Raw genomic sequence first — 25880 nt, 5'->3', positions numbered from 1 at the left:
TGGAGAGACTGCCATGGAAAACGCTGCCCTTGCCCTCACCGGCATCGGCCTGCTGGCGCTGATCTGCCAATGGCTTGCCTGGCAGCTCCGGGTGCCCGCCATTCTGCCGCTGCTGATCGCCGGCATCGCCGCCGGCCCGGTGACCGGTATCCTCGATCCCGACGCGGTGCTGGGCGACCTGCTGTTCCCGCTGGTCTCCCTGGCGGTGGCGGTGATCCTGTTCGAGGGCGCCTTGACGCTGGATTTCCGCGAGCTTCGCGGCCATGGCCGCACGGTCAGCCGGCTGGTGACCTGGGGCGCGCTGATCACGGCGCTGATCGCCATCGCCGCCGCGCATCTGGTACTGGGCCTCTCCTGGGAGATGGCCAGCGTGCTGGGGGCGTTACTGGTGGTGACCGGCCCGACAGTAGTATTGCCGCTGCTGCAAACCCTGCGCGCCCGGGAACACGTCAGCCAGATCTTGCGCTGGGAAGGCATCCTGATCGATCCGATCGGCGCCATCGGCGCGGTACTGGTCTACGAGTTCGTCGCCCTGGGGCTCTCCAACGGTGCGGCAGCGCATACCCTGCTGAGCTTCGCCCAGACCGCGGTGATCGGCTTCGGCCTGGGCACGGCCGGTGGCTATCTATGGGGCAGCGTGCTGCGTCACTACTGGCTGCCCCAACGGCTGCACAGCTTCGGCACTCTGATGATCATGCTGACGCTGTTCACCGCATCGAACCTGCTGTTCCACGAGTCGGGCCTGCTGACCGTCACCGTCATGGGGGTATGGATGGCGAACATGCGCGGCGTACCGACCCAGCCGATCCTGGAGTTCAAGGAGACGCTATCGATCCTGCTGATCTCGGGGCTATTCATCCTGCTGGCCGCGCGCCTGAGCCTGGCCCAGTTGAGCCTGCTGTCGTGGGAAGCGTGGGCGTTTCTGGTCATCCTGGTGTGGGTCGCGCGGCCGCTGGCGGTGTGGCTGTGTACCTGGGGCAGCTCGCTCAACTGGCGGGAAAAGGCGCTGCTGGCCTGGCTCTCTCCCCGCGGAATCGTCGCGGCGGCCGTGGCCTCGCTGTTCGCGATTCGCCTCGAGGCGCTGGAGGTTCCCGGCGCCGAGCTGCTGGTGCCGGTCACGTTTCTGGTGATCATCAGCACCGTCGTCGTCCAGAGCCTGTTTTCGCGCCCGCTGGCGAGGCTGCTGAAGGTGAACGCTCCTACCGCATCGGGATTCCTGATCATCGGCGCCAACCCCGTCTCGCGGGCATTCGGCAGCGCGCTTCAGGAAGCCGGTTTCGCGGTGCGGCTGTGCGATCACAACTGGGACGCCATCCAGGAAGCGCGGATGACCAATATCCCGACCTACTACGGCAACCCGCTGTCGGAGCACGCCGCCCAGCATCTGGGGCTGACCGGCATCGGCCACCTGCTGCCGCTGTCGCCCTACCGCGAGCTCAACAATCTGGCCGCGCTGCACTTCGAGCACGTCCTCGGCCACGGCAAGGTCTTCCGGCTGGCGGTGGAGTCCTCCCGTAATGCGCGGCGTCACCATCAACAGGCGCTGGCGCACCTGCCGCTGCTGTTCGACGGCAATACGACATTCACCCGCCTGTCGAGTCTGATCGGCCAGGGCGCCGTGGTTCGCCACGCCAATATCAGCGACAACTTCGATATCGACGATTATCGGCGTATTCATCACGATCGCCTGCTGACGTTGTTCACGCTCTCGACCAGTGGCCGGATCCGTATCGCCACGGCCGAAAAACCGCTCAACCCGAAGGCGGGCGATACGCTGATCAGCCTGATATTCCCGGATTCGCCCGAGTTCTGAATTTCGGGCTCTGAATTTCGGACTCTGAATTTCGGATTCTGGATTTGGGACTCTGGATCATGAGTTCCGACCGGGCCACATAACGACGAACCCCGCTTCCCGAGTCGACGATCGGGAAGCGGGGTTCGTACGTTGCCGCCGTGCGTTCGTTAGCCCGGCGCGGACGTGTGACGCGGTCCGGGCTAAAAGAACATTCGGCGAAGCGCGCTACCGGGTTCTTGCTCGCGCATGAAAGCCTCGCCGACCAGAAAGGCATTGACGTCGAATTCGCGCATGCGCTCGACATCATCCCGGCCATGAATGCCAGACTCGGTGACGACCGTCACGCCTTGGGGGATTCGCTTGAGCAGCTCGAAGGTCGTGTCCAGCGAAGTCTCGAACGTGCGCAGGTCGCGGTTGTTGATTCCCACCAGCGGCAGATCGAGCATCAGCGCCCGTTCGAGTTCGAAGATATCGTGCACCTCGACCAGCACGTCCATGCCCAGTGCCGTCGCCTGCTGGTAGAGATCCTTGAGCTGCTCGTCGCTCAGCGCCGCCACGATCAGCAGGATGCAGTCCGCGCCGATACCCCTGGCTTCCGCCACCTGGTAGCCGTCGATGATGAAGTCCTTGCGAATCACTGGCAGGTCGCAGGCGTTCCGGGCGGCGATCAGGTAATCCTCGTGCCCCTGGAAGTAGTCGGCGTCCGTCAGCACCGAAAGACAGCTGGCACCGGCCGCGGCGTAGTCGGCCGCAATCTCGGCGGGCTGGAAGTCTTCACGGATGACACCCTTGGAGGGCGACGCCTTCTTGATCTCGGCGATGACGGCAGGATCGCCGCCATCGATACAGGCATTGAGCGCCGAGACGAAGCCTCGCGGCGCGCCCTGCGCCGTTGCCCGCTCCAGCCAGGTCTGCTCGCTGGCGACCGCGCGGCGTTCGGCGATCTCCTCGCGCTTGCGTGCCAGGATCTTGGCCAGAATGGTAGGCAGTTCACTATCGGCGGCATCGGTCATCGTGGAGATTCCTGTTGAGCTGGTTCTGATTCAGCAAAGACGCTGGTTCGGCGAAGACGCCGGTTTTGTCGCGAGCGGTCAGTTGGCGAAGACCCGAGTGAAGTCGGAAAGCTCCTTGAGCTTTTCCAGCGGCAGCTTGGAGGCCTGAGCGTCCTGCGCCATCAGCACACCCTCCTTGAGCGAATCCGCCACACCGGAAGCGAACAGCGCCGCCCCGGCATTGAGCGCAACGATGTCGCCAGCCACGCCCTTGCCGACCAGTGCCTCCTTGACCAGCTTGAGACTGTCTTCGGCGGTCACGACCTTCAGCGGATCGAGGGATTGGCGCTCGATGCCCAGCTCCTCGGGCGTGATCGTGTATTCACGAATCTCGCCGTCGCGAAGCTCGGCCACCTGCGTCGGCGCTGCCACGGAGATTTCGTCCAGGCCGTCCTCGGCGTGGACCACCAGCACGTGCCGGCTGCCCAGCTTGCGCAGCGACTCTGCCACCAGCGGCACGAGATACGGTGCATAGACGCCCAGCAGCTGATTGGGCGCCCCTGCCGGGTTGGTCAGCGGGCCGAGGATATTGAAGACCGTGCGAACCCCCATCTCGCGCCGCGGGCCGATGGCGTGGCGCATCGCCTGGTGATGGCGCGGCGCGAACATGAATCCGACCCCGACCTGCTCGATGCAGCGCGCGATGGTCGCCGCGTCGAGATCCAGATAGATCCCCGCCACGTCGAACAGATCCGCACTGCCGGCGGAGGAGGAAACGCCCCGGTTGCCGTGCTTGGCAACATGACCTCCTGCCGCCGCGACCACGAAACTCGAGGCCGTGGAGACATTGAAGAGATTGGCGCCATCGCCACCGGTGCCGACGATATCGACGATGTTGTCGCAGTCGATCGAGACCGGCTGCATCAGCTCGCGCATCACCTGCGCCGCCGCCGTGATCTCGTCGGCGGTTTCGCCCTTCATCGCCAGCCCGATCAGAAAGCCGCCGATCTGGGCATCGCTCGCCTCGCCGGTCATGATCGCCTGCATGATCGCGTGGGTATCGTCGTAACTCAGATTCTGACGGCGCATGACCGCGCCGATCGCATCCCGCATTTGCATGTTGGTTCCTCGCCCTTCCCGGCCAGCTGTGTCAGATCAGGCGCGGCGTTTCAAGAAATTGGCCAGCAGTTCATGCCCCTGGCGAGAGAGAATCGACTCCGGATGGAATTGTACGCCTTCGATGTCCAGTGTCTTGTGCTTCAACCCCATGATCAGGCCCGGCGTCGGATCATCGTCATCCACCCAGGCGGTCACTTCCAGACTCTCCGGCAGTGTCTCGGCATCGACCACCAGGGAATGGTAACGCGTCACCTCCAGCGGATCCTCGAGCCCTTCGAAAACCCCTTCACCGCGGTGACGAATGCGAGACGTCTTGCCGTGCATCACCTGTGGCGCGCGGATCACGTCGCCACCATAGACCTGACCGATGGCCTGATGACCGAGACAGACACCCAATATCGGGATCCTGCCAGCGAAATGGCGAATCGCCTCCATCGAGATACCCGCTTCGTTGGGTGTGCACGGCCCGGGCGAGACCACCAGGTGAGTCGGTTCGTGGCGCTCCAGCTCGGCAAGATCCACGTCGTCGTTGCGCACGGTGACGACATCAGCCCCCAACTCGCCCAAGTACTGAACGATGTTGAAGGTGAAGCTATCATAATTGTCGATCATGAGGACTGACATGGGAATAAACTCCTGATATATCGATTAAATCGACTCTTGGCTCGAGATTTACCCGAATGCGATCCAAGTCGATCGCTGCCTCTATGCCGACCTCACGAAGCGAAACGAACACACAAAAATGCCGCCCCGTGGGGCGGCATTCTTTTCAAACGTCAGACAGACGTAGGCGTGCCACCCTTGGATCAAAGGCGCCACAACCCCTGGTTATGCTTGCGTATTCGGTTCGCGATCATGGGAAATATAGTGCCGCGTCGTCACGCAGGGTGTCAACGCCGTTATCGCCTGCCTTCCAAAAGGAATCGGGCCAACGCCGTTCAATTCGAGACGCTCTTGATGTGGTGAAGATAGAGCGGGTCGAAGTCCCCCTCCTCTTTCAGGCGCTTCTCCTCCAGTATGGTCACCTTCCCTCGTTTCGCTTCGATCAGACCGTCCGCGCGCAGCGCCTGGAATACGCGATTCATATGGACCGGAGTGATACCTATCGCGTCTGCCAGTTCGGCCTGCGTAATCGGCAGGCGGAAAGAATCATTCTCGGCGAACCCTACGGCTTTCAGCCGCATCAATAGCTCGCAAAGAAGGTGCGCCACCCGCGGATAGGCGCCTCGCTGCCCGATGTTGAGGATCCAGTCCCGGTATATCGACGCATCGACCAGTGTCTCGCGCCAGAAGGCTGCGGTGAGGCGGGGGGAACGTTCGCAGGCCTGCTTCAAGACATCATGCTGGATGAATCCGACCATGCTGGTACTGATCGACGCGATGCTCATGTCCATGACCTTGAGATGCAGGCTTTGCAGATCCGGCATGTCACCGGGAACATGAACCGCCATGATCTGGCGTTTTCCGTCCGAGGTCAGCTTGTAGACGCAGGTAAACCCCTCCAACAGTAGGCAGCTTCGAGAAGCGTGCTCACCGATGCGGACGATATCCTGCCCGGGCTTGAGCGATTCCACTTGCACCGGAATATCCTGAAGCTCCTGCTTCTCGTCGTCGGAAAGCCTGAATATGCTTTCCAGTTTTCGAATCATCAGGTCGTTGGGGGATAGACGATTGGAAAAGTGAACGCCTGATACCATGGTTTCGCACCTATGTTTCTCACAGAAATTAAGCCGCTGCCTCAGTATCTCTGTTCATGTGATTGAAACGCCTATCTCGTCCATAAAGTGTGGTTCACGCTTCGGGGCCTGGCAACTCGTTGACGCCATTTCCATCGAGGCGCGTCAGCAGTTCATCGATATCGGGAAAAATGGGTTCGATCGCTAGCTGGCCAGACCTCAAGGGGCCCAGGCGGATACAGAGAAATTGCCAGAAGACCAGACCATAGCGGCTCATGTAGTGGCCGACTCGAGATTGTAGAGGAACGCCTTCACCCTTCGCGAGCCGCTGAGCCAGAAAAGGAATGACCACGTCCTGGAGACGTTCGAATGCTTCGATATCGGTCGCGGCTTCTGCCGTCAGGCCGGGCAAGGCCGGCACCAACGCCTCCCAGCGCTGCCGAGACGCACCTGCCGGTCTGATCGCGACATCGAAAATGAACTCTCGCATACAGCCCCCGCAATGCGCTTGGCTACTCAGGTCAACCGCTGATTCATCGCAGTGAATCACTGCATTGTGTGAGTCGCTCGACGCGGCAAAAGAGATAAGTATCTGCAGATAAGTAGGCTAATTCATTGCCGCAGCCGAATTGCGACAGCCCGCTGCATGGCGTAGCGCAAGCGCTACGGCTGGAGCTCCCAATCGAATGATCCGGCTCGAGGGAATGATGACAAGGACAGGCATTCAGACATGAAAAAGCCGCCAGGCACATGAAGCGCGAAGCGGCTAATTCAATAGGTATTCTTGGTGGAGCCTAGCGGGATCGAACCGCTGACCTCAACACTGCCAGTGTTGCGCTCTCCCAGCTGAGCTAAGGCCCCGAATAGCTGCTGCCCCGAAGGACGCGACGCACTATAAAAGCCTGACAGGCCAAGGTCAACCCCCAATGGGAAAAGCATGGTCAAAACCGCGTCGGGAAGACCGATCGAAGCGATTTTCCGAGCGCAAATCTCGAGGTCGGGTGGGAGTATTTGGCCCAATAACATGTCACACTACGTAACAGAGGGAACGGGAGACGACAGCGGCAACGGTGCCGGTTTCACGATTTGCTCATACTCTTTTTCGTAACAAAGCCAACATCGGCTTTCCGTAAAGAAGCCAACATCGGCGCGTATCGACCCGATAAAGGCCCAGGGCGCTCCATCGCGTCGATTGCTGCACATTTGCCACAGGCAGGTTTCAAGGACAGCAGGAATCCAGGAGTTATCTTGATCAAGGTATTGGTAGCCGACGATCACCATCTGGTGCGCACGAGTATTGCTCGCGTATTGGACAGCGAGCCCGACATCGAGGTCGTTGCCGAAGCCGACAGCGGAGAGGCTGCATTGCAAGGCTGCCGAGATCATCTACCGGACATCGCGATGATCGACATCCGCATGCCGGGAATCGGGGGCCTGGAAACCATTCTAAAGCTTCTCAAGGCGCCATCCGGCATTCGAATCGTTGCGCTGACGGGGCAGGTCGACGAAGGGACGGCGCAACGCCTGATCAACGCCGGCGTAGCGGGGTTCATCAGCAAGGGGACCGAGCTGGATCTGATGATCGACGCGGTGCGCCGAATAGCGGATGGCGAGCGCTTCATCAGCGCCGACATTGCCCAGCGCGTCGTGCTGGCCCGAAGCGAAGGCCGCAATAATCCGTTCGATCAGCTCTCGCACCGGGAACTGCAGATCGCGACGATGATCATCCATTGCTACAAGGTGAGTCGCATTTCGGAGCAACTCGCGCTTAGCCCGAAGACCGTGAATACCTACCGCTACCGAATCTTCGACAAGTTGCAGGTGCAGTCCGATGTCGAGCTGACCCATCTCGGTCTGCGGCACGGTTTACTGGACAGCCTTGAACCTCGGACCTGAACCTCGGCCAGGCGCGATGAGCCCAGTGGAAATGTTCAATCCTCGCAGTGCCCGCCCGGGTTTTTGATATACTGCGAGGATGAGTGAATCCTCGATCGATACCCCATCGCGCTTCGACGCCAAGCACTTCCTGAAGTCGGTCTCGGAGTCCCCGGGCGTATACCGCATGCTCGACGAGCAGGCCAACGTGCTCTATGTCGGCAAGGCCAAGCGACTCAAGCCACGACTGGCCAGCTACTTCCGTGGCGCACTGAACACCAAGACCCAGGCGCTGGTCGCCCGGATTCATGACATTCAGGTCACGATTACCCGTAGCGAAACCGAAGCGCTGCTGCTCGAGCAGACCTTGATCAAGGAGTTGCGGCCCCCTTACAACATCCTGCTTCGCGACGACAAATCGTACCCCTATGTCTTCGTCACCGATCGGCACCCTTACCCCGCGCTCGAGTTCAAGCGTGTTCGGCAGAAGCGTCGCGACGGCCGTTACCTGGGCCCCTACCCCAGCTCCACCGCGGTGCGCGAGAGCCTTTCGCTGATGCAGAAGATCTTTCGCATCCGCAACTGCGAAGACAGCGTGTTCGCCCATCGCCAGCGACCCTGCCTGCAGTACCAGATCAAGCGCTGCAGCGCGCCCTGCGTCGACTACATCAGCGAAGCCGACTACCGCCAGGATGTAGAGCACGCCGTGATGTGCCTCGAGGGGCGCAGCGAGCAGGTCACGCAGCAGTTGACTGCCAGCATGGAGCGCGCGAGCGATTCCCTCGATTTCGAGGAAGCCGCCCGGCTGCGGGATCAGGTTCAGCAACTGCGGAGACTGCAGGAGAAGCAGTACGTCGACAACACCGATGGCGACGCCGATGTCTTTGCGCTGGCGGAGCAACCGGGCGGGTTGTGCATCAGCGTACTGGCCATTCGTCAGGGGCGCATGCTGGGCGCGCGGCACCATCAACCCGATAACGGTCTGGATCTTGGCGCCAGCGAACTGCTGAGCGAGTTCGTCAGCCAGTTCTATCTCGGCCAGTCCAAGGAGATCCCGCTCGAGATCATCGCTTCGCATCCGATGACGGACAGCGAACTCCTCCAGTCGGCATTGAGCGAGCACGCCGGCCGCCGGGTCCGGGTGACGTCGCAAGTCCGCGGCCATCGTGCCCAGTGGCGTCGACTGGCGATCACCAACGCCGAGCAGCATCTGGCCACCCAGCTCGCCAACCGCAGTCAGCTGGGCAAGCGCTTCGAATCTCTGCGAGCAGCCCTGGACATGCCGACGGCGCCCGCGCGGCTGGAGTGTTTCGATATCAGCCACAGCCATGGCGAAGCAACAGTGGCTTCCTGCGTCGTGTTCGACCAGAACGGCCCGGCCAAGTCCGACTATCGGCGCTTCAATATCGAGGGCGTGGCCGCCGGTGACGATTACGCGGCCATGCGACAGGCGCTGACCCGCCGTTTCAAACGGCTGCAGAAAGGCGAAGGCAAACTGCCCGACATCCTGATCGTCGATGGCGGCAAGGGCCAGTTGAACATGGCCCGGGAGGTTCTGGTCGAGCTGGAAGTCGTCGGCGTGGCGCTGATCGGCGTCGCCAAGGGCACGACACGAAAGGCCGGCCTGGAGACGCTGTTCATCGAAACCGTGGACCGCACGCTGAATCTCGATACCAGCTCGCCGGCACTGCATTTGATCCAGCATATACGCGACGAAGCCCATCGCTTCGCGATCACCGGTCACCGCCAGCGCCGCGACAAGCAGCGTCGAACGTCTTCGCTGCAGGATATACCCGGCGTCGGGCCGAAACGTCGCCGAGAACTGTTACGCTTCTTCGGTGGTCTGCAGGGCGTGCGCAAGGCAACCAGAGACGATCTTTCGCGCGTTCCCGGGATCAATGAACAGATGGCGGCTACCATTCATCAGGCGCTCCATGGATGAGCGCAAGCAGCAGGCGTAAAATGGCCGATTCCCAACCCCCAGTAAGGACGCTAGCGGCACGATGAACATTCCCAACATGCTCACTCTGGCAAGAATCGTGTTCATCCCGCTCATGGTGGTGCTGTTCTATCTCCCCTACGCCTGGAGCCTTCCGCTGACCGCAGCGCTTTTCGGGCTGGCCGCGATTACCGACTGGCTGGATGGCTACCTGGCCAGACGCTGGAACCAGAGCACTCCCTTCGGCGCCTTTCTCGATCCCGTGGCGGACAAGGTCATGGTCGCCGTCGCCCTGGCCCTATTGATAGAGCGCTACGAGGCGATCTGGCTGACGCTTCCCGCCCTGGTCATCATCGGGCGCGAGATCGTGATCTCCGCGCTGCGCGAATGGATGGCCGAGATAGGCCAGCGCAAGCGCGTTGCCGTCTCCTGGATCGGCAAGTCCAAGACGACGTTGCAGATGATCTCCCTGCTGCTGCTGCTGGGCTTTCCTCCCGGTTCTCCGATCGCCGATCTCGCCATCGTTCTGCTCTACGCCGCGGCCGGCCTGACACTGTGGTCGATGATCCAGTATCTCAAGGCAGCCTGGCCGGAATTGACTCGCTCGCTGTGACTAAAAATTGCCATAAGCGTTTGACACTTACGAAGTTATCCTTATAATGCGACGGCGTGTTCAGCGGGAATAGCTCAGTGGTAGAGCATCGCCTTGCCAAGGCGAGGGTCGGGAGTTCGAATCTCCTTTCCCGCTCCAAAACACGATTTTCGATCCTACTGAATTGACGCAGGTTTTACTGGCCAGACCAGTCCGAGCGGCAGTCCTTGGTAAATCGATAAAAGGCTGGATGGCAGAGTGGTTATGCAGCGGACTGCAACTCCGTGTACGCCGGTTCGATTCCGACTCCAGCCTCCACTTCTTCTCAGCATCGAATCACGCAGGTTCGATCGCTTCCTTGGTCACCGGCGCCTTGCCTTTCAAAAGGTTACCGGATAGTTTGACCGGACGTCGTTGGCCCGGATGGCGAAATTGGTAGACGCAAGGGACTTAAAATCCCTCGACCGTTAGGTCGTGTCGGTTCAAGTCCGACTCCGGGCACCATTTTCCTGATCTATTGGCATTTCGCGATTCCCGAATCGATCGCCTTCTCGGGCCAAATACAGGCTGTATGATAATTCTCTTCCGTCTTTCCGGAATGGTGCGTCCTCCAGGCAATATCGCTATCCGACATGACGAAAAGCCGCAATGAGCCAGCGGTTTTCAAGGCAGTCGGTTGAACATTCGATGCAGAATCGGCGAGAAAAAGCGACCCGTCGCACACGAGGATGGTTGCCATGTGCGCCGGGTCGAAGCAGTCGCAGGGAAGCGACACAAAGTGGTAGGCGAATTCGGCCAGAAGACGCCGAAAAACATACCCGGCTACTGGCGCTCATGCGCGCACCAGACCGTTGGATGAATACTCTATCGGCAGATAGCCATGCGACTTTAGCCCGCCCCTTGCATTCGTCTCGAGTCATGCGACCTGCTCGAAAATATGCGACACTCTCGCGCCCTGTGGTCCGCCGGATCACTCGTCTCGCTATTCGGATCCCGCTGCCAAGACATCCTGCCAACTCGACCTCGATGCCATGACTGACCTTCAAACCAATACCACAGCGCCACAGCTCGACCGCACCTTCTCCGTCGCCCCGATGATGGATTGGACCATATAGCCCGCCTTCACGGTCCTCGTGGCTACCTTGGTACACTATTGGTGCAGAGTGGCAACCAGCCTCTCCTTCATGTGTCTCTCTCCACCCTTCCAACGTCTCTCTCCACCCTTCCAAAAATCCGCCGTTCAAAATGCATCATTCCGCATCGCAAAAAATCGTTGTAAACCGTGAGAGTATCCAGCATCGGCGCGGGCTAGGGCCAGATGCAACGTTGCATCATTTCCGACCCATTTAGCGCGCAGACGGGGCGGGGAGTCGACGGCGCGGCGTGGCACCGTAAGGGCGTGAGCAGCATTCAGTGGCCGTGCTAGTCCTCGAGACGTGGCCGTGCTAGTCCTTGAGACAGAGTGGATCGCACTACTCTCAAGCTCATTGGCTGAACCGCAGAGTCCAACACTGCGCAGCGCTGTCCTTTTTTGGCACCTGCCGTTAAGATGAAAGCAGCTGCTACATCTAATCTCGCCCTCGCCCGCCATGCGGGCGGGGTCTTTTCGTAGCAGGGGGAGGAAACATGACATCACTCACAGGTATCGGGCTGTACAGCCCAAGACAGGCGGCAGAGCTGACGGGCATTAAGTCCGAGCTGCTCAGACGCTGGCTGCTGCGTGATGACGCCACTCATAAGCCCCTTTGGAATCCGGAACCGGAGGCGAAGGGTGCCCCGGACGCTTTCAGCTTTCGTGACCTTCTTGAAGTCAAGGCTGTTTGGGCACTCCGGCAACAGGGCGTCTCCCTGCAGACCATCCGCCGTGCCCTCGACAACCTGAAAAGTCACTATCAGGTCGATTACCCGCTGACGAGCCCTCGCTTGGCAACCGATGGCAAGAACGTCTTCTTCAGTACGATTGCGGAAAGCGGTGAAGAGTGGATTTCCGATTTGGCCAAGCGCCAGAAGGTATTCGCTGAAGTCATGAGTCCCGCGATCCTGAAGAGTATCTCGTTTGATGAATGCCAGAACCCGGTGACCTGGCGGCCAGACCCATTGGACCCAACCATTCAGATCGACCCGAAGCGGGGGTTCGGTAAGCCATACGTGTTACCCAGCTATCTGCCTACGCGCACGCTAGCCAAGGCTTATGCCGCAGAGGGAGAGAACGCCGAGGCCGTCGCTCGTTATTTCGATATCACCGAGGATGAAGTCATCCGCGCCGCGAACTTTGAAAAAAGGATAGCTGCGGGTGCACATCTTCATTGACGAAAATCTAAGCCCGCATCTCACGATAGCCCTGCATCACCTTCAGAAGTTCCTGCCTGAAGAGCACACTATTCAGCATGCCACCGACAAGTTTGGGAGTCCGGGCACTCCCGACGAAGTGTGGTTACAGACACTGATCGATGAAGGGAACTGGGTCATTCTTTCCAAGGACAAGTTCGATAAGAACGATCCTGAGATCCACGCCTTCCGAGCCGCTGGATTGACCGTTTTTCATCTGGACAAGCAATGGTCCAAATACCGGGGCTGGAAAGAAGCCATGCAATTGATCAAATGGTGGCCCGATATCTCACGACTGATAAACGCCACGTCCCAGCCAACATGGTACGAAGTCCCTTGGGCGCATAACCCAAGATTGAAAGGCCGTCCTCTCAAGAAATAACCCTTTAGCATTGACTCCCCCGCGCCCTGACCCACCATCTCCTTGCCGCTGCCAAATCAGCGGCCGGGTTTGGCGACCCGATCAGCACAAGGCGCACAGCGCCGCAAGGCGCTTTTTGTGCCCGTGTTATGGCGGGCCGTGCGCGGGAGGGCTTCGGCCCTGCCGGGTTTCCTTGATGCCCCTGTTCGCCAACCTGCGTACGGTCCGCCTCCTTCTTTGGCGAGAAGCGGTGGACTCCAGCTAGCATCAGGGAGTTTTCGCCATGACAGCTACCGCCCAGATTTTGCCCTTCCAGTTCGATACCCACGAAGTCCGCACGCTGCTGATCGACGATCAGCCGTGGTTCGTCGCCAGCGATGTCGCTGCCGCGCTTCAGTACCGGATGGCGAGTGACATGACCCGCTATCTCGATAACGACGAAAGGGGTACGCGGAATGTGCGTACCCCTTCGGCGATCAGGAAATGACGGTCATCAACGAATCCGGCCTCTACTCCGCGATCCTGCGCTCGCGCAAGGCTGAGGCGAAACGCTTCAAGAATGGGGCACCGCCGAGGTGCTGCCCGCGATCCGGCAGCACGGCCGCTATGACATCGCCACTGCCACCATCGGCACGGATGGCCTGCATATCTCCACGAACTGATCGGCAAGAAGATCGAGGTGCTGCCCCGCACCACCCAGCGGCAGGCCCGCTCCAAGCTGTGGAGTCTGGTGCATATCCGCTTCAACGTGTCCCGCGCCGAGATGATCCCCGCCGCTGAGCTGGATAGCACCTGCAACTTCGTCGCCGCCTGCGCTTTGGATGGTCAGTGGCTACCCGCACCGGCCAACAATGGCGGGCTGGACGAAGCGGATCGGGTGAACCTACATGCGCTGTGCAGCCATGTTCTGCGGCCGTAAGGGATCTATCGGGAGTATCGGCTTTACGATGTGCTGGGGGCGCTAAAGTCGCCAGCGGGGCCGAGCCTGTATGGGCATCTGGCGGACGGAGCGTCGATTGCTAGGCGATCAATGAGCCGCTTGGGTGATCTCAGAAACTGAAGGTATAACGAGCCGCTGCTCCAGCGGCTCGCTTAATCCCATGATCAGTCTTCCGGACCGTTAGTGATATACACCTTCCACTTGTAGTTGTCGGGGCTTTCAGAATGCTGAAGCAAGTTTCAAAGTCCAGAGGACTGACCTACCAGCAGAAGCAAGAACTATGGGCTCGATGGAAGAAAGGGCAGTCGCTTAGCGAGATTGGCAGAGCCCTTGGAAAGCATGCTGGATCGATTACTGGAATGCTCGCCATACATGGTGGCATTGCCACACTGGGACGCTCCAGATCAGCGAGGGTGCTCAGTAGCTCTGAGCGCGAGGAGATTTCAAGAGGCATCTCAGCAGGACTGACATTAACTCAGATTGCTGGCTTGATTGGACGGTCTATATCAACCATCAGTCGAGAGGTAAATCGGAAAGGAGGAAGAAGCCGTTACCGGGCGAACGTGGCAGATCAGCGTGCCTGGATCCAATCCAAAAGACCGAAAAAATGCCTGCTCGCACTACACGAAGATCTTCGTGTAGCCGTCGCCGAAAAGCTCAGCCTTGACTGGTCTCCAGAGCAGGTAGCAGGCTGGCTAAAACGCCAGTTCCCAGACGACAGGTCGATGCATGTGTCCCATGAAACGATTTACCGAAGTCTCTTTATTCAAGCCCGAGGTGTTCTGAAGAAGGAACTTGTTAAACACCTCAGATCAAGACGCGGTATGCGTAGATCACGGCACAGAAGCTCTGAAGAGGCAGAATCCCGCACGAGCATCTCAGATTTAGCTTCTATCCGTGCTCGGCCAAAAGATATTGAAGACAGGGCTGTTCCTGGTCATTGGGAAGGAGGCTTGATCTCCGGATCCAAGAACTCCCATATTGCGACGCTTGTAGAACGGCAGTCTAGATTTACGATGCTGGTTCATGTTTGTGGCAAAGATACGGCGAGCGTTGTTTCGGCGCTTTGTCGGGAGGTTGGCCAGCTCCCCGCAGAATTGAAGAGAAGCCTGACCTGGGATCGAGGGGGTGAGCTGGGTGACCACAAGAGATTTACGCTTGCCACCGACATGCAGGTTTATTTCTGTGACCCACAGAGCCCTTGGCAACGAGGCAGCAACGAAAACACCAATCGGCTGTTGCGCCAGTATTTCCCGAAAAAGACTGATTTATCGGGCTATTCCCAGGAGCAGCTAAATGCATTTGCTAGAAAGTTGAACGACCGACCGAGGAAAACACTCGACTACCTGACACCTGTGGAGAAGCTGCAAAGTATATTTGCGTTGACCGGTTGAATCTACCGTAGCCTTTTTTAGTATCGCTTTCTCCCGCTCCAGCCGGTTGATGCGGCTCTCGAGTTCCTGGATTCGCTGCTGCTCGGGCGTCAGCGCTTTTGACTTTGGCGTGACACCACCGCGCTCTGCCCGGAGCTGATCTATCCAGCGTCTCAGAGGCGTTTCGCCGACATCGACGGCGCGAGCGGCTTGAGCCACGGAGTAGCCCTGGTCAAGTACGAGCCCGGCGGCTTCCCGCTTGAACTCGGTGGAGAATGAACGACGTTTTCTGGCCATGGATCACCTCTACTTTGGTGGCGACGATACCACCTAAATGAGTGTCCGGTTTTAGTGAACCACTACACGGATGAACAACCTACCGAGAGATCACGCTTGGCCCACTCTTCGGCCATCGCCTTGCGCGGGAAGGTCCGCGATTCTGTATAATCCCCGCTCCCTTAGCGGGCGATGCGGATCCGTGCCAGGTATGAGAAACTGCCGTCCTTCTTCCACCGCTTAACGATGGTGGCCACAGCCCCTCCCGTAATGTGACAAATCCGGATGCCGCGCGGTGCCAGATTTGTGACAACACGACGCGCAAAACGCGGCAAAACCACTGTAAATATTACCAGCTATGGTTATGAACGAAAACGCCACAACCGCCGGAAAGCCTACAACCACGCGCCCCGCGCTAGATAGAACCTTCTCCGTCGCCCCGATGATGGACTGGACGTCCCGCGATTACCGCGCGCTGGCGAGATGCCTCACGCGGCGTGCGCTGCTGTACACGGAAATGGTGACCACGGGCGCGATCCTGCACGGCTCGCCGCGAGAGCGTTTTCTGGGCTACAGCGCCGTCGAACATCCGCTGGCGCTGCAACTGGGGGGCAGCGATCCCGGGGAATTGGCCGAATGCGCGGCCATCGCCGAGGCGTGGGGCTATGACGAGGTCAACCTGAACGTGGGCTGCCCCAGCGATCGGGTTCAGAACAACCTGATCGGCGCCTGCCTGATGGGCTATCCCGACAAGGTTGCCGATGCGGTGGCGGCGATGCGTGGCGCGGTATCGATCCCGGTCACGGTGAAGTGTCGTATCGGCATCGACGACCAGGACGAGGATGCCGATCTCGAGCGCTTCATCGAGCGGGTGGCAGCCGCCGGCTGCGATACCTTCATCGTGCATGCCCGCAAGGCCTGGCTGCAGGGGCTCTCCCCCAAGGAGAACCGGGACGTGCCGCCGCTGAACTACGAACGGGTCTATCGCCTCAAGGCCGCCCACCCCGAGCTGCATATTGGCATCAACGGCGGCATCAAGACGCTGGAGGCGTGCCGGGCGCATCTGGAGGCCGGCGTAGATAGCGTGATGGTCGGTCGCGAGGCGTATCAGAACCCCTGGCTGCTGGCCGAAGTCGATAGCCAGCTCTACGGTCAGACGCCACCGGCATCCAGCCGCCACGACGTGGCACGCGCCTTCCGTCCCTACGTGATCGAGCGGCTCGCCGAGGGCGCCAGGCTCAACCACGTGACCCGGCATCTACTGGGGCTGTTCCAGGGCTGCGCGGGCGGAAGACGCTTCCGTCGTCACCTATCGGAGCATGCCCATCGGGAAGGTGCCGGCATCAGCGTCTACGACGATGCCGTCGGCCTGATAGACGAAAGCCGGCTGGCACAGACGGCCTAGCTGCCGCAGGAAAATGGCCCGCAAGGAACGGACCAAAGACAGGGCACCGCTCGCCGACTTTTCGTACCAACCTAGAAGCCGGTCGTCTCGTAGCGCGACTGGAAATTCTCCACCATGTTCTCGACGTCATCGATTTCCTGATAGCGGGCAACGTGAAGCAGCGCCTCGCCTTCGTTGACCAGTGGCAGGTTGCTCATCCCGATGACGATACCATCGGCACTTGCGACGATCGGCGCTTCATCGTTGCCGAATGGATCGGCGACCACGCCCAGTACCTGCTGCTTGGCGACCCGCACACCCAACCTCACGCGCGGTCTGAAAATGCCGTCGATCGGCGCCCGCGCCCAGCTGGAACCGTTGGCGATCTCGGCCGCCGGCGGCGCCCGTCGCCGGCTGTCTGCCGGCAGCATGCCGATCAGCCGCATGACACGCCGGATCCCTCTGACGCCGGGCGCTATCGCCCACTCGTCGAATCTCAGCGCCTCGCCGGCCTCGTAGGTCAGCACCGGCACGCCGCGATTCTGGGCATACTCGCGCAGGCTCCCCTCGCGCAGCTCGGCATTCAGGATCACCGGCACCCCGAACGCCTCGGCCATGGCCTGGGTTTCCCGATTCTGACGCAGCTGGGATCGGATCTGCGGCAGGTTGGTACGGTGAATGGCCCCGGTATGCAGGTCGATGATATGCGTGGCCCGATCGACCATCTCCTCGCGCAGCAGCGCCGCGATTCGTGAACCCAGAGACCCGCTCTCGCTCCCCGGAAAGCAGCGGTTGAGATCGCGCCGATCCGGCAGGTAGCGCGACTGCTGCACGAAGCCGAAGACGTTGACGACCGGAACGGCGATCAGCGTTCCGCGAAGCCTCGACAGGTTCGGCAACTTCAACAGTCGACGGACGATCTCGACACCATTGAGCTCGTCGCCATGAATGGCACTGCAAACCAGCAGCACCGGCCCGGGCTGGCGCCCGTGAACCACTTCGACCGGAATATGCATCGGAGCATGCGTATAGAGCTTGGCGACCGGTACATCGATCTGGCGACGCGTACCGGGCTCGATTCGTTCGCCCGCAAGTGTGAAAGCTTCCTGCGCCATGACAACCCTTGGTAATTGAAGATCTTATGATCGTAAAGCCATCGCACGATCAAGGCGAGTCATGTTGCTGCCCGGCTTCCCGCCCGATAGGCGCGGCCCCTCCCCTCCTCCCCTCGATCCGAAAGCATTCGAAAGCGGATCACGGCTGCGCGAGGCACCGGCAACGAAGAAAGTCAGAACTCGGCATCGTCGGCCGGGCGATGGCGCCAGAGCCAGACGACATCGCGGCCGAAGGAGAGCAGCAGCAGCGTCGCCGCCAGAAGCGCAAATCCGGTCGCCCACGCCGGCTCGACGAAAGGCAGCAGACAGACCATCAACGTCGCCACCTGCCATACGCAAACCGTCTTGCGGAAATAGCTCTCGGGCAGCGCCCGATTGAGCCAGGGCGAGTACATCCCGGCGATCACGAACGCGTAACGAGCCAGGCCGATGACCAGCACCCACACGCCGACCTTCTCCAACGCGATCAGCGCCATACACAGCACGACGATGAAGAAGGCGTCCAGTTCCATGTCGAAACGGGCACCGAAAGCGCTCGATGAACCAGTGCGGCGCGCCACCCAGCCATCGATACCGTCGAGCGACAGCGCCAGCAAGCAGAGCGAAGCGATACCTTCGGCGTGGCGCTGGATGAAATCCGGATAGACCACCACGCCAGCGACGAACGCAATCAACGCGGCGCGCAGCAACGTGACGCGATTGGCCCAACCCAGGCCATGACGGGCGGCGGGCCAGACCCACAGCACGGCCGTCGCGATCGCCAAGTAAACGCCACCGGCGGTGAACCGCAGGCCCGACGGCGCGGAAAACGCCCACTGCACCCACTCGACCAGCAGCGCCACCAGAGCCAGGCCCGCCGCCATCTCCATCCAGCCCCGGACGGACCGAAATCGCCGTGAAGACGGAGTTGCCCGCATACGTGCCGATGAATGTCGCATCGCCGGTCTCTCCCTGGTTGCCATGATCGCCCCTCCTTCGCCACCTCATCCCGTCCAGGGACGCAGTAGTCAGGCATCGTTACGCACCTCGTACAAGTCTGGATGCACTTTGACCGATTTGCGAGAAACGACTTCCTGTCGGCTTCGTTACCGGAAGCGGACGGTGCCCTATCCGGCTCTGCACCATCCCGCGAAGTTCTGGGTAGAAAGCAGATATCCAACCCGGGTTCGATGACTCTTGCTTGCGGCTCTTTTATTGTACATTACTTGTACAATGCTAAATCGTCATACTCTGCCATACTGCCATTCAGAGCGACAGCAAGCCGGACATCCCGATCTGTATCAAGGAGCGGATATCTCAATGACGACGCCTTACGCCCATGCTTTCTGGTCGCTCGGCGACGGTACCGGCGAAATTCGCCAGGCCGAGCTGAGTGTCAGCGGCGATCTCATGGTAAGAACCTGCTACTCGGCCATCAGCCGTGGCAGCGAAACCTTGGTCTTCAAGGGCCAGGTACCGGTCAGCGAATACCAGCGAATGCGCGCGCCGTTCCAGAGCGGCGAGTTTCCGGGGCCGGTCAAATACGGCTACTCCAACGTCGGCGTCGTCGAGCAGGGAGCCCACGACTGGCACGGCCGATACGTCTACTGCCTGCATCCACACCAGACCCACTACCGCGTGGGTGCCGACGATGTCGTTCCGCTGCCGCCGGACGTGCCTCCCCAACGCGCAATTCTCGGCGCCAACATGGAGACGGCGCTCAACGCCCTGTGGGATGCCGCCCCGGGAATCGGCGACCGAATCAGCGTCGTCGGCGCTGGCGTGGTCGGCGCCCTGGTGGCCTGGCTTTGCGCCCGCCTGCCCGGTGCCCACGTCCAGTTGATCGATATCGACGAGCGCAAGCGTTTCTTGGGGGAGGCGCTGAGCGTCGACTTTCATACCCCGGAAACGGCCGCCGCCGAGCAGGATCTGGTCATCCACGCCAGCGCCTCGGATGGCGGCCTGCAGACCGCCCTCTCGCTGGCCGGGTTCGAGGCGACCGTGCTCGAGATGAGCTGGTACGGCAGTCGCGAAGTGAATCTGCCGCTCGGCGAGGCGTTTCACGCGCGCCGCCTGACGCTGCGGTCGAGCCAGGTCGGCAGCGTTTCCCCGGGGCATCGCCCGCGCTGGGATCACAAGCGGCGGCTCTCGCTCGCCCTGTCGCTGCTCAACCACGACTGCCTGGACGTGCTGATCAGCGGCGAAAGCCACTTCCGGGATCTGCCCGAGACATTGAAACGGCTGAGCCAGTCCGACGACGATACGCTCTGTCAGCGCATCCGCTACGGCTGAAGCCGCGTAACCGCCTTGGCACCGGCAGTATAAGAATGACCTAGTGAAGAATGACCGGCGGCGAGGATCGAATCACCACGGGCTCATGCACCAAGGGCTCGTGTATCAAAGGCACACACATCAAAAGGCACATGCCTCAAAGGACTCATGCCTCAAGGAGCGAAAGGAATGTTCAGCCTGACCGTCCGCGATCACATGATGATCGCTCACAGCTTCCACAGCGAAACCTTCGGCCCGGCACAGAAACTGCACGGCGCGACGTACGTGGTCGATGTCACCTTCAAGCGCCCCGAGCTGGATCATGACGATCTCGTCGTCGACATCGGCCTCGCCAGCGAGACCCTGAAGCGCATTCTCGGCGAGTTCACGCTGAACAATCTCGACGAGATCGAGGAGTTCAAGGGCCGCAATACCACCACCGAATTCATGGCCCGGGTCGTTTTCGACCGCCTGTCCCACGCCATTCGAGAAGGCGCCCTGGGCGATGGCGGCCGCCACCTTACCGCCATGACCGTCACGCTCCATGAATCCCACATCGCCTGGGCAAGTTACGAAGGGGGCCTATGAGCGACTTCACGCTTATCGTTGCCGGCGACCCCGGCCAGCTGACCGGCGGCTACGTCTACGACGCACGAATCGTCGAAGCCCTGCGCGCCAGCGGCTGGAAGATCGATGTCGTCGGGCTCGACGGGCGCTTCCCGGAGCCGGATGCCGTCGCCTCCCATGCCCTGGACAGTGCCTTGACCGCCCTGCCCGACGGCAGCCAGGCCGTGATCGACGGGCTCGCCATGGGCGGCCTGCAGGCGATCGTCGAGCGTCACGCCTCGCGTCTGGCGATCACGGCACTGGTCCATCACCCGCTCGCCGACGAAACCGGTCTGGGGGCGCCCGAGCAGCAACGTTTTCGTATCAGCGAAACCCGCGCTCTGGCCGCCGTCGGCCACGTGATCGTCACCAGTGTCTACACCGCCCGCCGTCTGGCCGACTTCGCCGTACCGGCGGAGAAGATCGCCGTCATCGAACCCGGCGTCGAGCTCGGCCAGCTGGCGAGCGGCGACGGCAGCGGAACGCCTCGCCTGCTCTGCATCGCCACGATCACCCCGCGCAAGGGCCAGGATCTGCTGGTCGAGGCGCTGTCGGGCCTCACATCTCTGCCGTGGCAGTGCGATCTGATCGGCGCCCTTGATCGAGCCGACGCCTACGTCGACGAGGTGCGCAAGGCCATCGACGCACATCAGTTGGGCGAGCGCATTCAGCTGCTGGGCTCCCAACCCACCGATCGTCTGACAGAGCATTATCGGCAGGCCGACCTGTTCGTGCTGCCGTCACACTATGAAGGCTACGGCATGGTGATTACCGAAGCCCTCGCCCATGGTCTTCCCGTCGTTACCACCACGGGCGGCGCCCTCGCCCACACGCTGCCGGACGCAGCCGGTATCAAGGTCCCGCCGGGAGACGTGACCGCACTTCGCGACGCGCTGAAACGCATGCTTGAAGAGCCGGAAACCTATCGGCGCTATCAGACAGGTGCGCGGGAGATTCGCGACACGCTCGGCGACTGGAACCGTGCCGCCGAGGCCTTCGGTCAGGCGTTGAAACGCACCAGGGCCGCGGAGGCGACGCACTGATGTCGAAGCCGTCCACGCCCGCCGCCGACGCCCTGTTCAGCGATGCCTTGTTCAGCGATCAATGGCTGACACTGCGCGAGCCCGCCGATCATCTGGCGCGCGACGCCCAGCTCGCCCACGCCGCGGATCGCTGGCTGACGCAGCGCGCCACCCCGGCCCGACCGCTCGAGGCCCGACCGCTCGAGGCTCGGCCATTCGAGACGCGGCGCACGCTGGTCGATCTGGGGTGCGGCAGCGGTTCGAATCCGCGCTACCTGGCGCCAAGACTTCACGGCGCCCAGCACTGGCGTCTGATCGATCACGATGCAGCACTGCTGGCCCAGGCCCGACTGCGCTGCGAGCCGTTGACCAGCGCCGACGGCCAGCCGATTCACCTGGAGACCCGCAATCTGAGCCTCGCCGATGCCTGGAAGCACGGCCTGCAGGGTGCGGACCTGGTTACCGCCTCGGCGCTGTTCGACCTGCTGACAGCCGCCGATATCGAAGCGCTGGCCGATGCCTGCCGGGCCAACGATTGCGCCGTACTGTTCGCGCTCAGCGTCGACGGCCAGATCCGCTTTCACGACCCCAGCGGCACCCCGCTGTCCAGCGACGACGACCGATTCATGCTGGCGGCACTGCAGGCGCATCAGCAGCGCGACAAGGGCGGCGGTCCCGCCATGGGCACTCAGGCGCCGCGCCATCTCCGCGAGAGCTTCCATCGTCGTGGCTACCACATCCGCGAGGCCACGACGCCCTGGCGTCTCGGGTCGGAATCGCTGGCCCTCGCCGAGGCCCTGCTGGCCGGCTGGCGCACCGCCCTCCACGAGCAACTGCCGCAGCAGCGCAGCCGCGTCGACCGCTGGCACGCCCAGCGGCTGGAGGGGCTGATGCGTGAAAAACTGACGGTGACGGTCGGGCATCGGGACCTGTTCGCCACACCCATCGCGAACGCCGTCCCGGGAGCGCCAGAGTGAACCGTTGGTTATCGCCTGCGCTGCGCCTGGCCGTGACGCTGGCGCTGCTGGGGATGCTCGCCTGGCAACTGGATATCGACCGGTTGCTGGCGCGACTCGGTGACCTGTCGCCGGGCTGGGTTCTGCTGGCCGTGCTGATCGGCCTTCCCCAGGTCGTGCTGTCGGCCTGGCGCTGGCGCATGACGGCTCACCAGGTCGGGATCGCGCTGCCGTGGCCGACCGCCATCCGCGAATACTATCTGGCAACTTTTCTCAATCAGGTCTTGCCGGGCGGGGTAATGGGCGATGCGGCGCGCGCCTGGCGTCACGGCAGCGCCCGTGGACGGCCGGGAGCCCACGCCAGTACGCCATCCGGGGCAGCAATCCGTGCCGTCATCATCGAACGTGCCTCCGGACAGCTCGCGCTGCTGCTGGTCGCGGTCGCCGCCATTCTGCTCTCGCCGGCGCTGCGCGGCGGCATTGCCGGACTGTGGACAGCGCACCGGGAAGCAGGGTCGTGGATCATGCTGGCGATTCTGCTGCTGTGCGCCATCGCCACCCAATGGCTGCGCCATCGGCCCTGGCCCCCCTTGGCAAGATTCGGCCGGGATGCCAGGCGGGCGCTGCTGGCGCTCTCCGTCTGGCCGGCACAGTTGATCGGCTCGCTGCTGATCGTCGCCACCTACGTGGCGGTATTTCTCTGCGCCGCCCAGGCGCTGGGACTGCCGCGATCGGTGACGGAACTGCTGCCGTTGATCCCGCCGCTACTGATGGCGATGGCGATTCCGCTGACCATCGCCGGCTGGGGGTTGCGTGAAGGCGCCGCCGCCGTGATCTGGCCCTTGGCCGGTCTGCCGGCACAGGAAGGCGTGGCGCTGTCGGTGACCTACGGCCTGCTGATTCTCGCCGCCAGCCTGCCGGGCCTGGCCGTGCTGCTATGGGGCCGCCGGTCGAACCGACAGGCCACGCGGTCGGCTCGAACGCCCGCGCGGGGCAAGGCCGCCCCGGGAGGGCATACCGGATGAACTCTCAATCACGTCGCGGCGCGATCGCGCAGATCCAGATCGAACAGCATGTCCTGGCCCAGGCAAAAGTGCCGGCAAGCCGGCCGCAGCGCCCCGTCCAGCGTCTCGATCTCCGGCAGCGTCAACGCCGGGCGGCCGGAGCCGATCAGCAGGGGCGCGACCACGCTGTGCATTCGGTCGAGGCAGTCCGCTTCGAGAAAGCGCGAGATCGTCAGCCCGCCGCCCTCGATCAGGATCCGGCGATGGCCATGTTCGGCCAGCAGCGAGATGACCTGCACGGGATCGATACCCGCCGACCCCGGCGTCACCGACTTGACGCTGACATGATCGGCGCCACCGTGACCGGCAACGCCTTCGCCGACGAGATGCCAGGTCGGCGCCGCCGGCCGCCGAAACACGCCGCGCTCGGCAGGGACCCGGCCTCGCGGGTCGAGCACCACGCGCAGCGGGTTGTCGCCCTCGACATGGCGCACGGTCAGTTGCGGGTCGTCGGCATCCACCGTGCCGGCGCCTACCACCACGGCGTCGACCAGCGCCCGCATCCGGTGGAGATGAACCAGGCTCTGCGCACCGGTGACGTAGTGGGAAGCCCCGCTTGCCGTCGCGATTCGGCCGTCGAGGCTCTGGCCGATCTGCGCGATGACACGCGGGCCACGAGTGATGTCCGCCATGCACCACGGCAGCCAGATCGACAGCAGTTGCGCGGCCTCCTCGTCGACCTCGTGGGTACAGCGCCAATCGCCCCGGGCATCGATATCGAGCCGGTAGCGCCCATCGATGATAGCTCCCTCGAAGACGCCGTCACGGTTCAGATCCGCCGCATGACGAATCCAATTCCAGGCCTGCGGAGTATGTACAGGAGGAGCAGGAGGAGTACGAGAAGAGGAAGTACGAGAAGAAAAAGTCATGGTCATTCCTTGGCCAGACGGCACCACAGCGTAGCAAAGATCGCCCCTCGGGCGGAGGCGGCTCGATGAGGAATGCCAAGGCCGCCAACGACACGCACCTTCGATCATGGATGACGATCACGGCTCTCGATCATGCAGAGACGGATCATGGATGACAGGATAAGGAGACGAGCATGCGACAGGTAGAACGCGCGATTTTCGATCTGCGACGCGGCCTTCCGGTTCTCGTACGCGCCAGCCATGGCGACGTGATGGTTCACCCGCTCGAGGGCTGCGACGACGAAGCGCTGGCAGCCCTGCACGCCTTCAGCGGCAATCAGCCCGCGCTGGCGCTGACCCGGCATCGGCTCTCGCGATTGGGCATCGACTTCAAGCCCAGGGTGGGGCTGGTGCCGATCGACCCCGCCGACCGGGCGGAAGAGGTCATTGCCTGGGCCAGTGCCGAGGAGCAGCGCTTCTCGCTGGAGAACCGGCCGCTGATCGCCAACGACGGCAGCGTGGCGGCGCTGGACCTGATGCGCATTGGCCTGCTTCTCCCCGCCGCGATCGTCGCCAGCGTCAGCGATGGCAAGCGCGCTCAGGTGGAAGCTCTCGTCGCCGAAGGCACCGTGCTGGCCGTCGCCGCCGAGCAGATCGCTGGCTATTCGGAAACGCGATCGCATTTCCTCAAGCGCACCAGCGACGCGGAAATTCCGCTGTCCCACGCCGAACGCGCCAGGTTCGTGATGTTCCGCGAGGCCGACGGCATGCGCGAGCACATCGCCATCGTCATCGGCGATCCCGAGGAGTGGAACGACGCCGTGCCGGTGCGGTTGCACTCCGCCTGCCTGACCGGCGATCTCTTCGGCAGCCTGCGCTGCGACTGCGGCGAACAGCTCCGCGAGAGCGTGCGCACCATCGACGAACGCGGCGGCGGCGTGCTGCTCTATCTCGCCCAGGAAGGACGCGGCATCGGTCTGGCCAACAAGCTGCGCGCCTATACGCTGCAGGACGGCGGGCTGGATACGGTAGACGCCGACCAAGTGCTCGGATTCGGCGAGGACGAGCGTACCTACGGCGTGGCGCTGGAGATGCTGGAACAGCTCGACATCACCCGCATCGAGCTGTTGACCAACAATCCGGAGAAGATCGCCGCCATGGACCAGGGCGGCGTCGAGGTCGTCAACCGCCGCGGTGTCTACGGCAAGCTGACCAAGCAGAACCGGCGCTACCTGGACGCCAAGGCCAAGCGCGCCGGCCACTGGCTGGAAGAGGTGCTCAACGAGGACGAAAACGGGCCGGTGACACCGCTCAAGCGCCCCATGGCCCGCTGACGGGCGCCTCGGACGAAGACCTGTATCGAATGCAG

Annotated in this window: 25 protein-coding genes, 4 tRNA genes and 1 pseudogene; 20 read left to right on the top strand and 10 right to left on the bottom strand. The window is 62.0% G+C overall.

Annotated features, from left to right (window positions below):
* The first annotated feature begins 13 nt into the window (after positions 1-13).
* Positions 14-1813 carry a cation:proton antiporter gene (locus ACWHY3_RS06545; protein ID WP_332778906.1) on the top strand — a complete coding sequence of 600 codons (1800 nt, stop codon included), beginning with the start codon at positions 14-16 and terminating at the stop codon, positions 1811-1813.
* 182 nt (positions 1814-1995) lie between these two features.
* Here the strand turns inward: ACWHY3_RS06545 and trpC are convergent, their stop codons facing one another.
* From trpC to ACWHY3_RS06515, 6 genes are all read right to left on the bottom strand, one after another.
* Positions 1996-2808 carry an indole-3-glycerol phosphate synthase TrpC gene (trpC, locus tag ACWHY3_RS06540; RefSeq protein ID WP_087718126.1) on the bottom strand — a complete coding sequence of 271 codons (813 nt, stop codon included), beginning with the start codon at positions 2806-2808 and terminating at the stop codon, positions 1996-1998.
* Positions 2809-2886: 78 nt separating this feature from the next.
* Positions 2887-3906: an anthranilate phosphoribosyltransferase gene (trpD, locus tag ACWHY3_RS06535; protein WP_303855382.1), complete on the bottom strand. Its 1020-nt coding sequence runs from the start codon at positions 3904-3906 to the stop codon at positions 2887-2889.
* A 36-nt stretch (positions 3907-3942) separates the two neighbouring features.
* On the bottom strand, positions 3943-4530 hold the full coding sequence (locus tag ACWHY3_RS06530; RefSeq protein WP_303855380.1) for an anthranilate synthase component II: 588 nt from the start codon (positions 4528-4530) through the stop codon (positions 3943-3945).
* A gap of 314 nt (positions 4531-4844) precedes the next feature.
* Positions 4845-5603 (bottom strand): Crp/Fnr family transcriptional regulator, encoded by a 759-nt coding sequence (locus ACWHY3_RS06525; protein WP_448127872.1) that lies wholly within the window; start codon positions 5601-5603, stop codon positions 4845-4847.
* Positions 5604-5697: 94 nt separating this feature from the next.
* Positions 5698-6003 (bottom strand): hypothetical protein, encoded by a 306-nt coding sequence (locus tag ACWHY3_RS06520; RefSeq protein ID WP_448127871.1) that lies wholly within the window; start codon positions 6001-6003, stop codon positions 5698-5700.
* Between the two features lie 364 nt (positions 6004-6367).
* A tRNA-Ala gene (locus ACWHY3_RS06515) sits at positions 6368-6443 on the bottom strand.
* 225 nt (positions 6444-6668) lie between these two features.
* Here ACWHY3_RS06515 and ACWHY3_RS06510 point away from each other — a divergent pair.
* The 12 genes from ACWHY3_RS06510 (at position 6669) to ACWHY3_RS06455 (ending at position 15011) form a co-directional block, all read left to right on the top strand.
* Positions 6669-7478 carry a response regulator gene (locus tag ACWHY3_RS06510; protein ID WP_448127870.1) on the top strand — a complete coding sequence of 270 codons (810 nt, stop codon included), beginning with the start codon at positions 6669-6671 and terminating at the stop codon, positions 7476-7478.
* 79 nt (positions 7479-7557) lie between these two features.
* Positions 7558-9399, top strand: a complete 1842-nt coding sequence (uvrC, locus tag ACWHY3_RS06505; RefSeq protein WP_448127869.1) for an excinuclease ABC subunit UvrC — start codon at positions 7558-7560, stop codon at positions 9397-9399.
* A 61-nt stretch (positions 9400-9460) separates the two neighbouring features.
* Positions 9461-10009 (top strand): CDP-diacylglycerol--glycerol-3-phosphate 3-phosphatidyltransferase, encoded by a 549-nt coding sequence (gene pgsA / locus ACWHY3_RS06500; RefSeq protein ID WP_303854516.1) that lies wholly within the window; start codon positions 9461-9463, stop codon positions 10007-10009.
* A gap of 63 nt (positions 10010-10072) precedes the next feature.
* Positions 10073-10147, top strand: a tRNA-Gly gene (locus tag ACWHY3_RS06495).
* Between the two features lie 85 nt (positions 10148-10232).
* Positions 10233-10306 (top strand) — tRNA-Cys (locus ACWHY3_RS06490).
* Positions 10307-10405: 99 nt separating this feature from the next.
* A tRNA-Leu gene (locus ACWHY3_RS06485) sits at positions 10406-10492 on the top strand.
* A gap of 1122 nt (positions 10493-11614) precedes the next feature.
* Positions 11615-12298, top strand: coding sequence for a MerR family transcriptional regulator (locus tag ACWHY3_RS06480; RefSeq protein WP_448127868.1), 684 nt, complete (start codon positions 11615-11617; stop codon positions 12296-12298).
* Positions 12282-12698 carry a PIN-like domain-containing protein gene (locus tag ACWHY3_RS06475; protein WP_448127867.1) on the top strand — a complete coding sequence of 139 codons (417 nt, stop codon included), beginning with the start codon at positions 12282-12284 and terminating at the stop codon, positions 12696-12698. Before ACWHY3_RS06480 ends, ACWHY3_RS06475 begins: the two co-directional genes overlap by 17 nt.
* A gap of 262 nt (positions 12699-12960) precedes the next feature.
* A complete protein-coding gene (locus ACWHY3_RS06470) occupies positions 12961-13164 on the top strand; it encodes a BRO-N domain-containing protein (RefSeq protein ID WP_448127866.1) in 204 nt (67 codons plus the stop codon).
* Positions 13161-13457 (top strand): hypothetical protein, encoded by a 297-nt coding sequence (locus ACWHY3_RS06465; RefSeq protein WP_448127865.1) that lies wholly within the window; start codon positions 13161-13163, stop codon positions 13455-13457. The genes ACWHY3_RS06470 and ACWHY3_RS06465 overlap by 4 nt, the downstream gene beginning before the upstream one ends.
* Entirely contained in the window at positions 13357-13596 is a 240-nt protein-coding gene (locus ACWHY3_RS06460; protein WP_448128184.1) for a hypothetical protein, read from the top strand. Before ACWHY3_RS06465 ends, ACWHY3_RS06460 begins: the two co-directional genes overlap by 101 nt.
* 245 nt (positions 13597-13841) lie before the next feature.
* Positions 13842-15011 (top strand): IS30 family transposase, encoded by a 1170-nt coding sequence (locus tag ACWHY3_RS06455; protein ID WP_448127864.1) that lies wholly within the window; start codon positions 13842-13844, stop codon positions 15009-15011.
* Here ACWHY3_RS06455 and ACWHY3_RS06450 read toward each other — a convergent pair.
* Positions 14970-15287 (bottom strand): annotated as a pseudogene (locus ACWHY3_RS06450) (transposase); the annotation flags it as partial. The gene ACWHY3_RS06455 and the pseudogene ACWHY3_RS06450 overlap by 42 nt on opposite strands.
* Before the next feature lie 343 nt (positions 15288-15630).
* On the opposite strand from ACWHY3_RS06450, the gene dusA reads away from it, so the two are divergent.
* Positions 15631-16671, top strand: coding sequence for a tRNA dihydrouridine(20/20a) synthase DusA (gene dusA, locus ACWHY3_RS06445; RefSeq protein WP_448127863.1), 1041 nt, complete (start codon positions 15631-15633; stop codon positions 16669-16671).
* A 71-nt stretch (positions 16672-16742) separates the two neighbouring features.
* Here the strand turns inward: dusA and ACWHY3_RS06440 are convergent, their stop codons facing one another.
* The gene (locus ACWHY3_RS06440) at positions 16743-17765 is read right to left on the bottom strand and encodes a succinylglutamate desuccinylase/aspartoacylase family protein (RefSeq protein ID WP_087717998.1); all 1023 of its coding nucleotides are present in this window, start codon (positions 17763-17765) and stop codon (positions 16743-16745) included.
* Between the two features lie 173 nt (positions 17766-17938).
* On the bottom strand, positions 17939-18628 hold the full coding sequence (locus tag ACWHY3_RS06435) for a CDP-alcohol phosphatidyltransferase family protein (RefSeq protein WP_179208822.1): 690 nt from the start codon (positions 18626-18628) through the stop codon (positions 17939-17941).
* A gap of 436 nt (positions 18629-19064) precedes the next feature.
* On the opposite strand from ACWHY3_RS06435, the gene ACWHY3_RS06430 reads away from it, so the two are divergent.
* From ACWHY3_RS06430 to ACWHY3_RS06410, 5 genes are all read left to right on the top strand, one after another.
* The gene (locus ACWHY3_RS06430; RefSeq protein ID WP_087718000.1) at positions 19065-20036 is read left to right on the top strand and encodes a zinc-dependent alcohol dehydrogenase; all 972 of its coding nucleotides are present in this window, start codon (positions 19065-19067) and stop codon (positions 20034-20036) included.
* 168 nt (positions 20037-20204) lie between these two features.
* Positions 20205-20603, top strand: a complete 399-nt coding sequence (locus ACWHY3_RS06425) for a 6-pyruvoyl trahydropterin synthase family protein (RefSeq protein WP_087718001.1) — start codon at positions 20205-20207, stop codon at positions 20601-20603.
* Entirely contained in the window at positions 20600-21664 is a 1065-nt protein-coding gene (locus tag ACWHY3_RS06420) for a glycosyltransferase family 4 protein (RefSeq protein ID WP_448127862.1), read from the top strand. Before ACWHY3_RS06425 ends, ACWHY3_RS06420 begins: the two co-directional genes overlap by 4 nt.
* Entirely contained in the window at positions 21664-22620 is a 957-nt protein-coding gene (locus ACWHY3_RS06415) for a class I SAM-dependent methyltransferase (protein WP_087718003.1), read from the top strand. Before ACWHY3_RS06420 ends, ACWHY3_RS06415 begins: the two co-directional genes overlap by 1 nt.
* Positions 22617-23624, top strand: a complete 1008-nt coding sequence (locus ACWHY3_RS06410) for a lysylphosphatidylglycerol synthase transmembrane domain-containing protein (protein ID WP_332778917.1) — start codon at positions 22617-22619, stop codon at positions 23622-23624. The genes ACWHY3_RS06415 and ACWHY3_RS06410 overlap by 4 nt, the downstream gene beginning before the upstream one ends.
* An 8-nt stretch (positions 23625-23632) precedes the next feature.
* On the opposite strand, the gene ACWHY3_RS06405 is transcribed toward ACWHY3_RS06410, so the two are convergent.
* Complete coding sequence (locus tag ACWHY3_RS06405; protein WP_448127861.1) at positions 23633-24532, bottom strand: RibD family protein; 900 nt, start codon at positions 24530-24532, stop codon at positions 23633-23635.
* A gap of 173 nt (positions 24533-24705) precedes the next feature.
* Between ACWHY3_RS06405 and ribA the strand changes: the two genes are divergently transcribed.
* A complete protein-coding gene (ribA, locus tag ACWHY3_RS06400) occupies positions 24706-25845 on the top strand; it encodes a GTP cyclohydrolase II RibA (RefSeq protein ID WP_448127860.1) in 1140 nt (379 codons plus the stop codon).
* Positions 25846-25880 lie beyond the last annotated feature (35 nt).

The sequence above is a fragment of the Salinicola sp. NYA28a genome, from assembly GCF_976982775.1.
The sequence above is the reverse complement of the archived record's forward strand: the minus strand, read 5'-3'. Positions and strand labels throughout refer to the sequence as shown.

Coding starts and splice junctions, on each gene's coding strand:
- ACWHY3_RS06465 (WP_448127865.1), top strand. CDS start 13,161: ATGACGGTCATCAACGAATCCGGCCTCTACTCCGCGATCCTGCGCTCG.
- ACWHY3_RS06430 (WP_087718000.1), top strand. CDS start 19,065: ATGACGACGCCTTACGCCCATGCTTTCTGGTCGCTCGGCGACGGTACC.
- ACWHY3_RS06455 (WP_448127864.1), top strand. CDS start 13,842: ATGCTGAAGCAAGTTTCAAAGTCCAGAGGACTGACCTACCAGCAGAAG.
- ribA (WP_448127860.1), top strand. CDS start 24,706: ATGCGACAGGTAGAACGCGCGATTTTCGATCTGCGACGCGGCCTTCCG.
- pgsA (WP_303854516.1), top strand. CDS start 9,461: ATGAACATTCCCAACATGCTCACTCTGGCAAGAATCGTGTTCATCCCG.
- ACWHY3_RS06530 (WP_303855380.1), bottom strand. CDS start 4,530: ATGTCAGTCCTCATGATCGACAATTATGATAGCTTCACCTTCAACATC.
- ACWHY3_RS06525 (WP_448127872.1), bottom strand. CDS start 5,603: ATGGTATCAGGCGTTCACTTTTCCAATCGTCTATCCCCCAACGACCTG.
- ACWHY3_RS06480 (WP_448127868.1), top strand. CDS start 11,615: ATGACATCACTCACAGGTATCGGGCTGTACAGCCCAAGACAGGCGGCA.
- uvrC (WP_448127869.1), top strand. CDS start 7,558: ATGAGTGAATCCTCGATCGATACCCCATCGCGCTTCGACGCCAAGCAC.
- ACWHY3_RS06435 (WP_179208822.1), bottom strand. CDS start 18,628: ATGGCGGCGGGCCTGGCTCTGGTGGCGCTGCTGGTCGAGTGGGTGCAG.
- ACWHY3_RS06420 (WP_448127862.1), top strand. CDS start 20,600: ATGAGCGACTTCACGCTTATCGTTGCCGGCGACCCCGGCCAGCTGACC.
- ACWHY3_RS06405 (WP_448127861.1), bottom strand. CDS start 24,532: ATGACTTTTTCTTCTCGTACTTCCTCTTCTCGTACTCCTCCTGCTCCT.
- ACWHY3_RS06545 (WP_332778906.1), top strand. CDS start 14: ATGGAAAACGCTGCCCTTGCCCTCACCGGCATCGGCCTGCTGGCGCTG.
- ACWHY3_RS06425 (WP_087718001.1), top strand. CDS start 20,205: ATGTTCAGCCTGACCGTCCGCGATCACATGATGATCGCTCACAGCTTC.
- dusA (WP_448127863.1), top strand. CDS start 15,631: ATGAACGAAAACGCCACAACCGCCGGAAAGCCTACAACCACGCGCCCC.
- trpC (WP_087718126.1), bottom strand. CDS start 2,808: ATGACCGATGCCGCCGATAGTGAACTGCCTACCATTCTGGCCAAGATC.
- ACWHY3_RS06470 (WP_448127866.1), top strand. CDS start 12,961: ATGACAGCTACCGCCCAGATTTTGCCCTTCCAGTTCGATACCCACGAA.
- trpD (WP_303855382.1), bottom strand. CDS start 3,906: ATGCAAATGCGGGATGCGATCGGCGCGGTCATGCGCCGTCAGAATCTG.
- ACWHY3_RS06415 (WP_087718003.1), top strand. CDS start 21,664: ATGTCGAAGCCGTCCACGCCCGCCGCCGACGCCCTGTTCAGCGATGCC.
- ACWHY3_RS06440 (WP_087717998.1), bottom strand. CDS start 17,765: ATGGCGCAGGAAGCTTTCACACTTGCGGGCGAACGAATCGAGCCCGGT.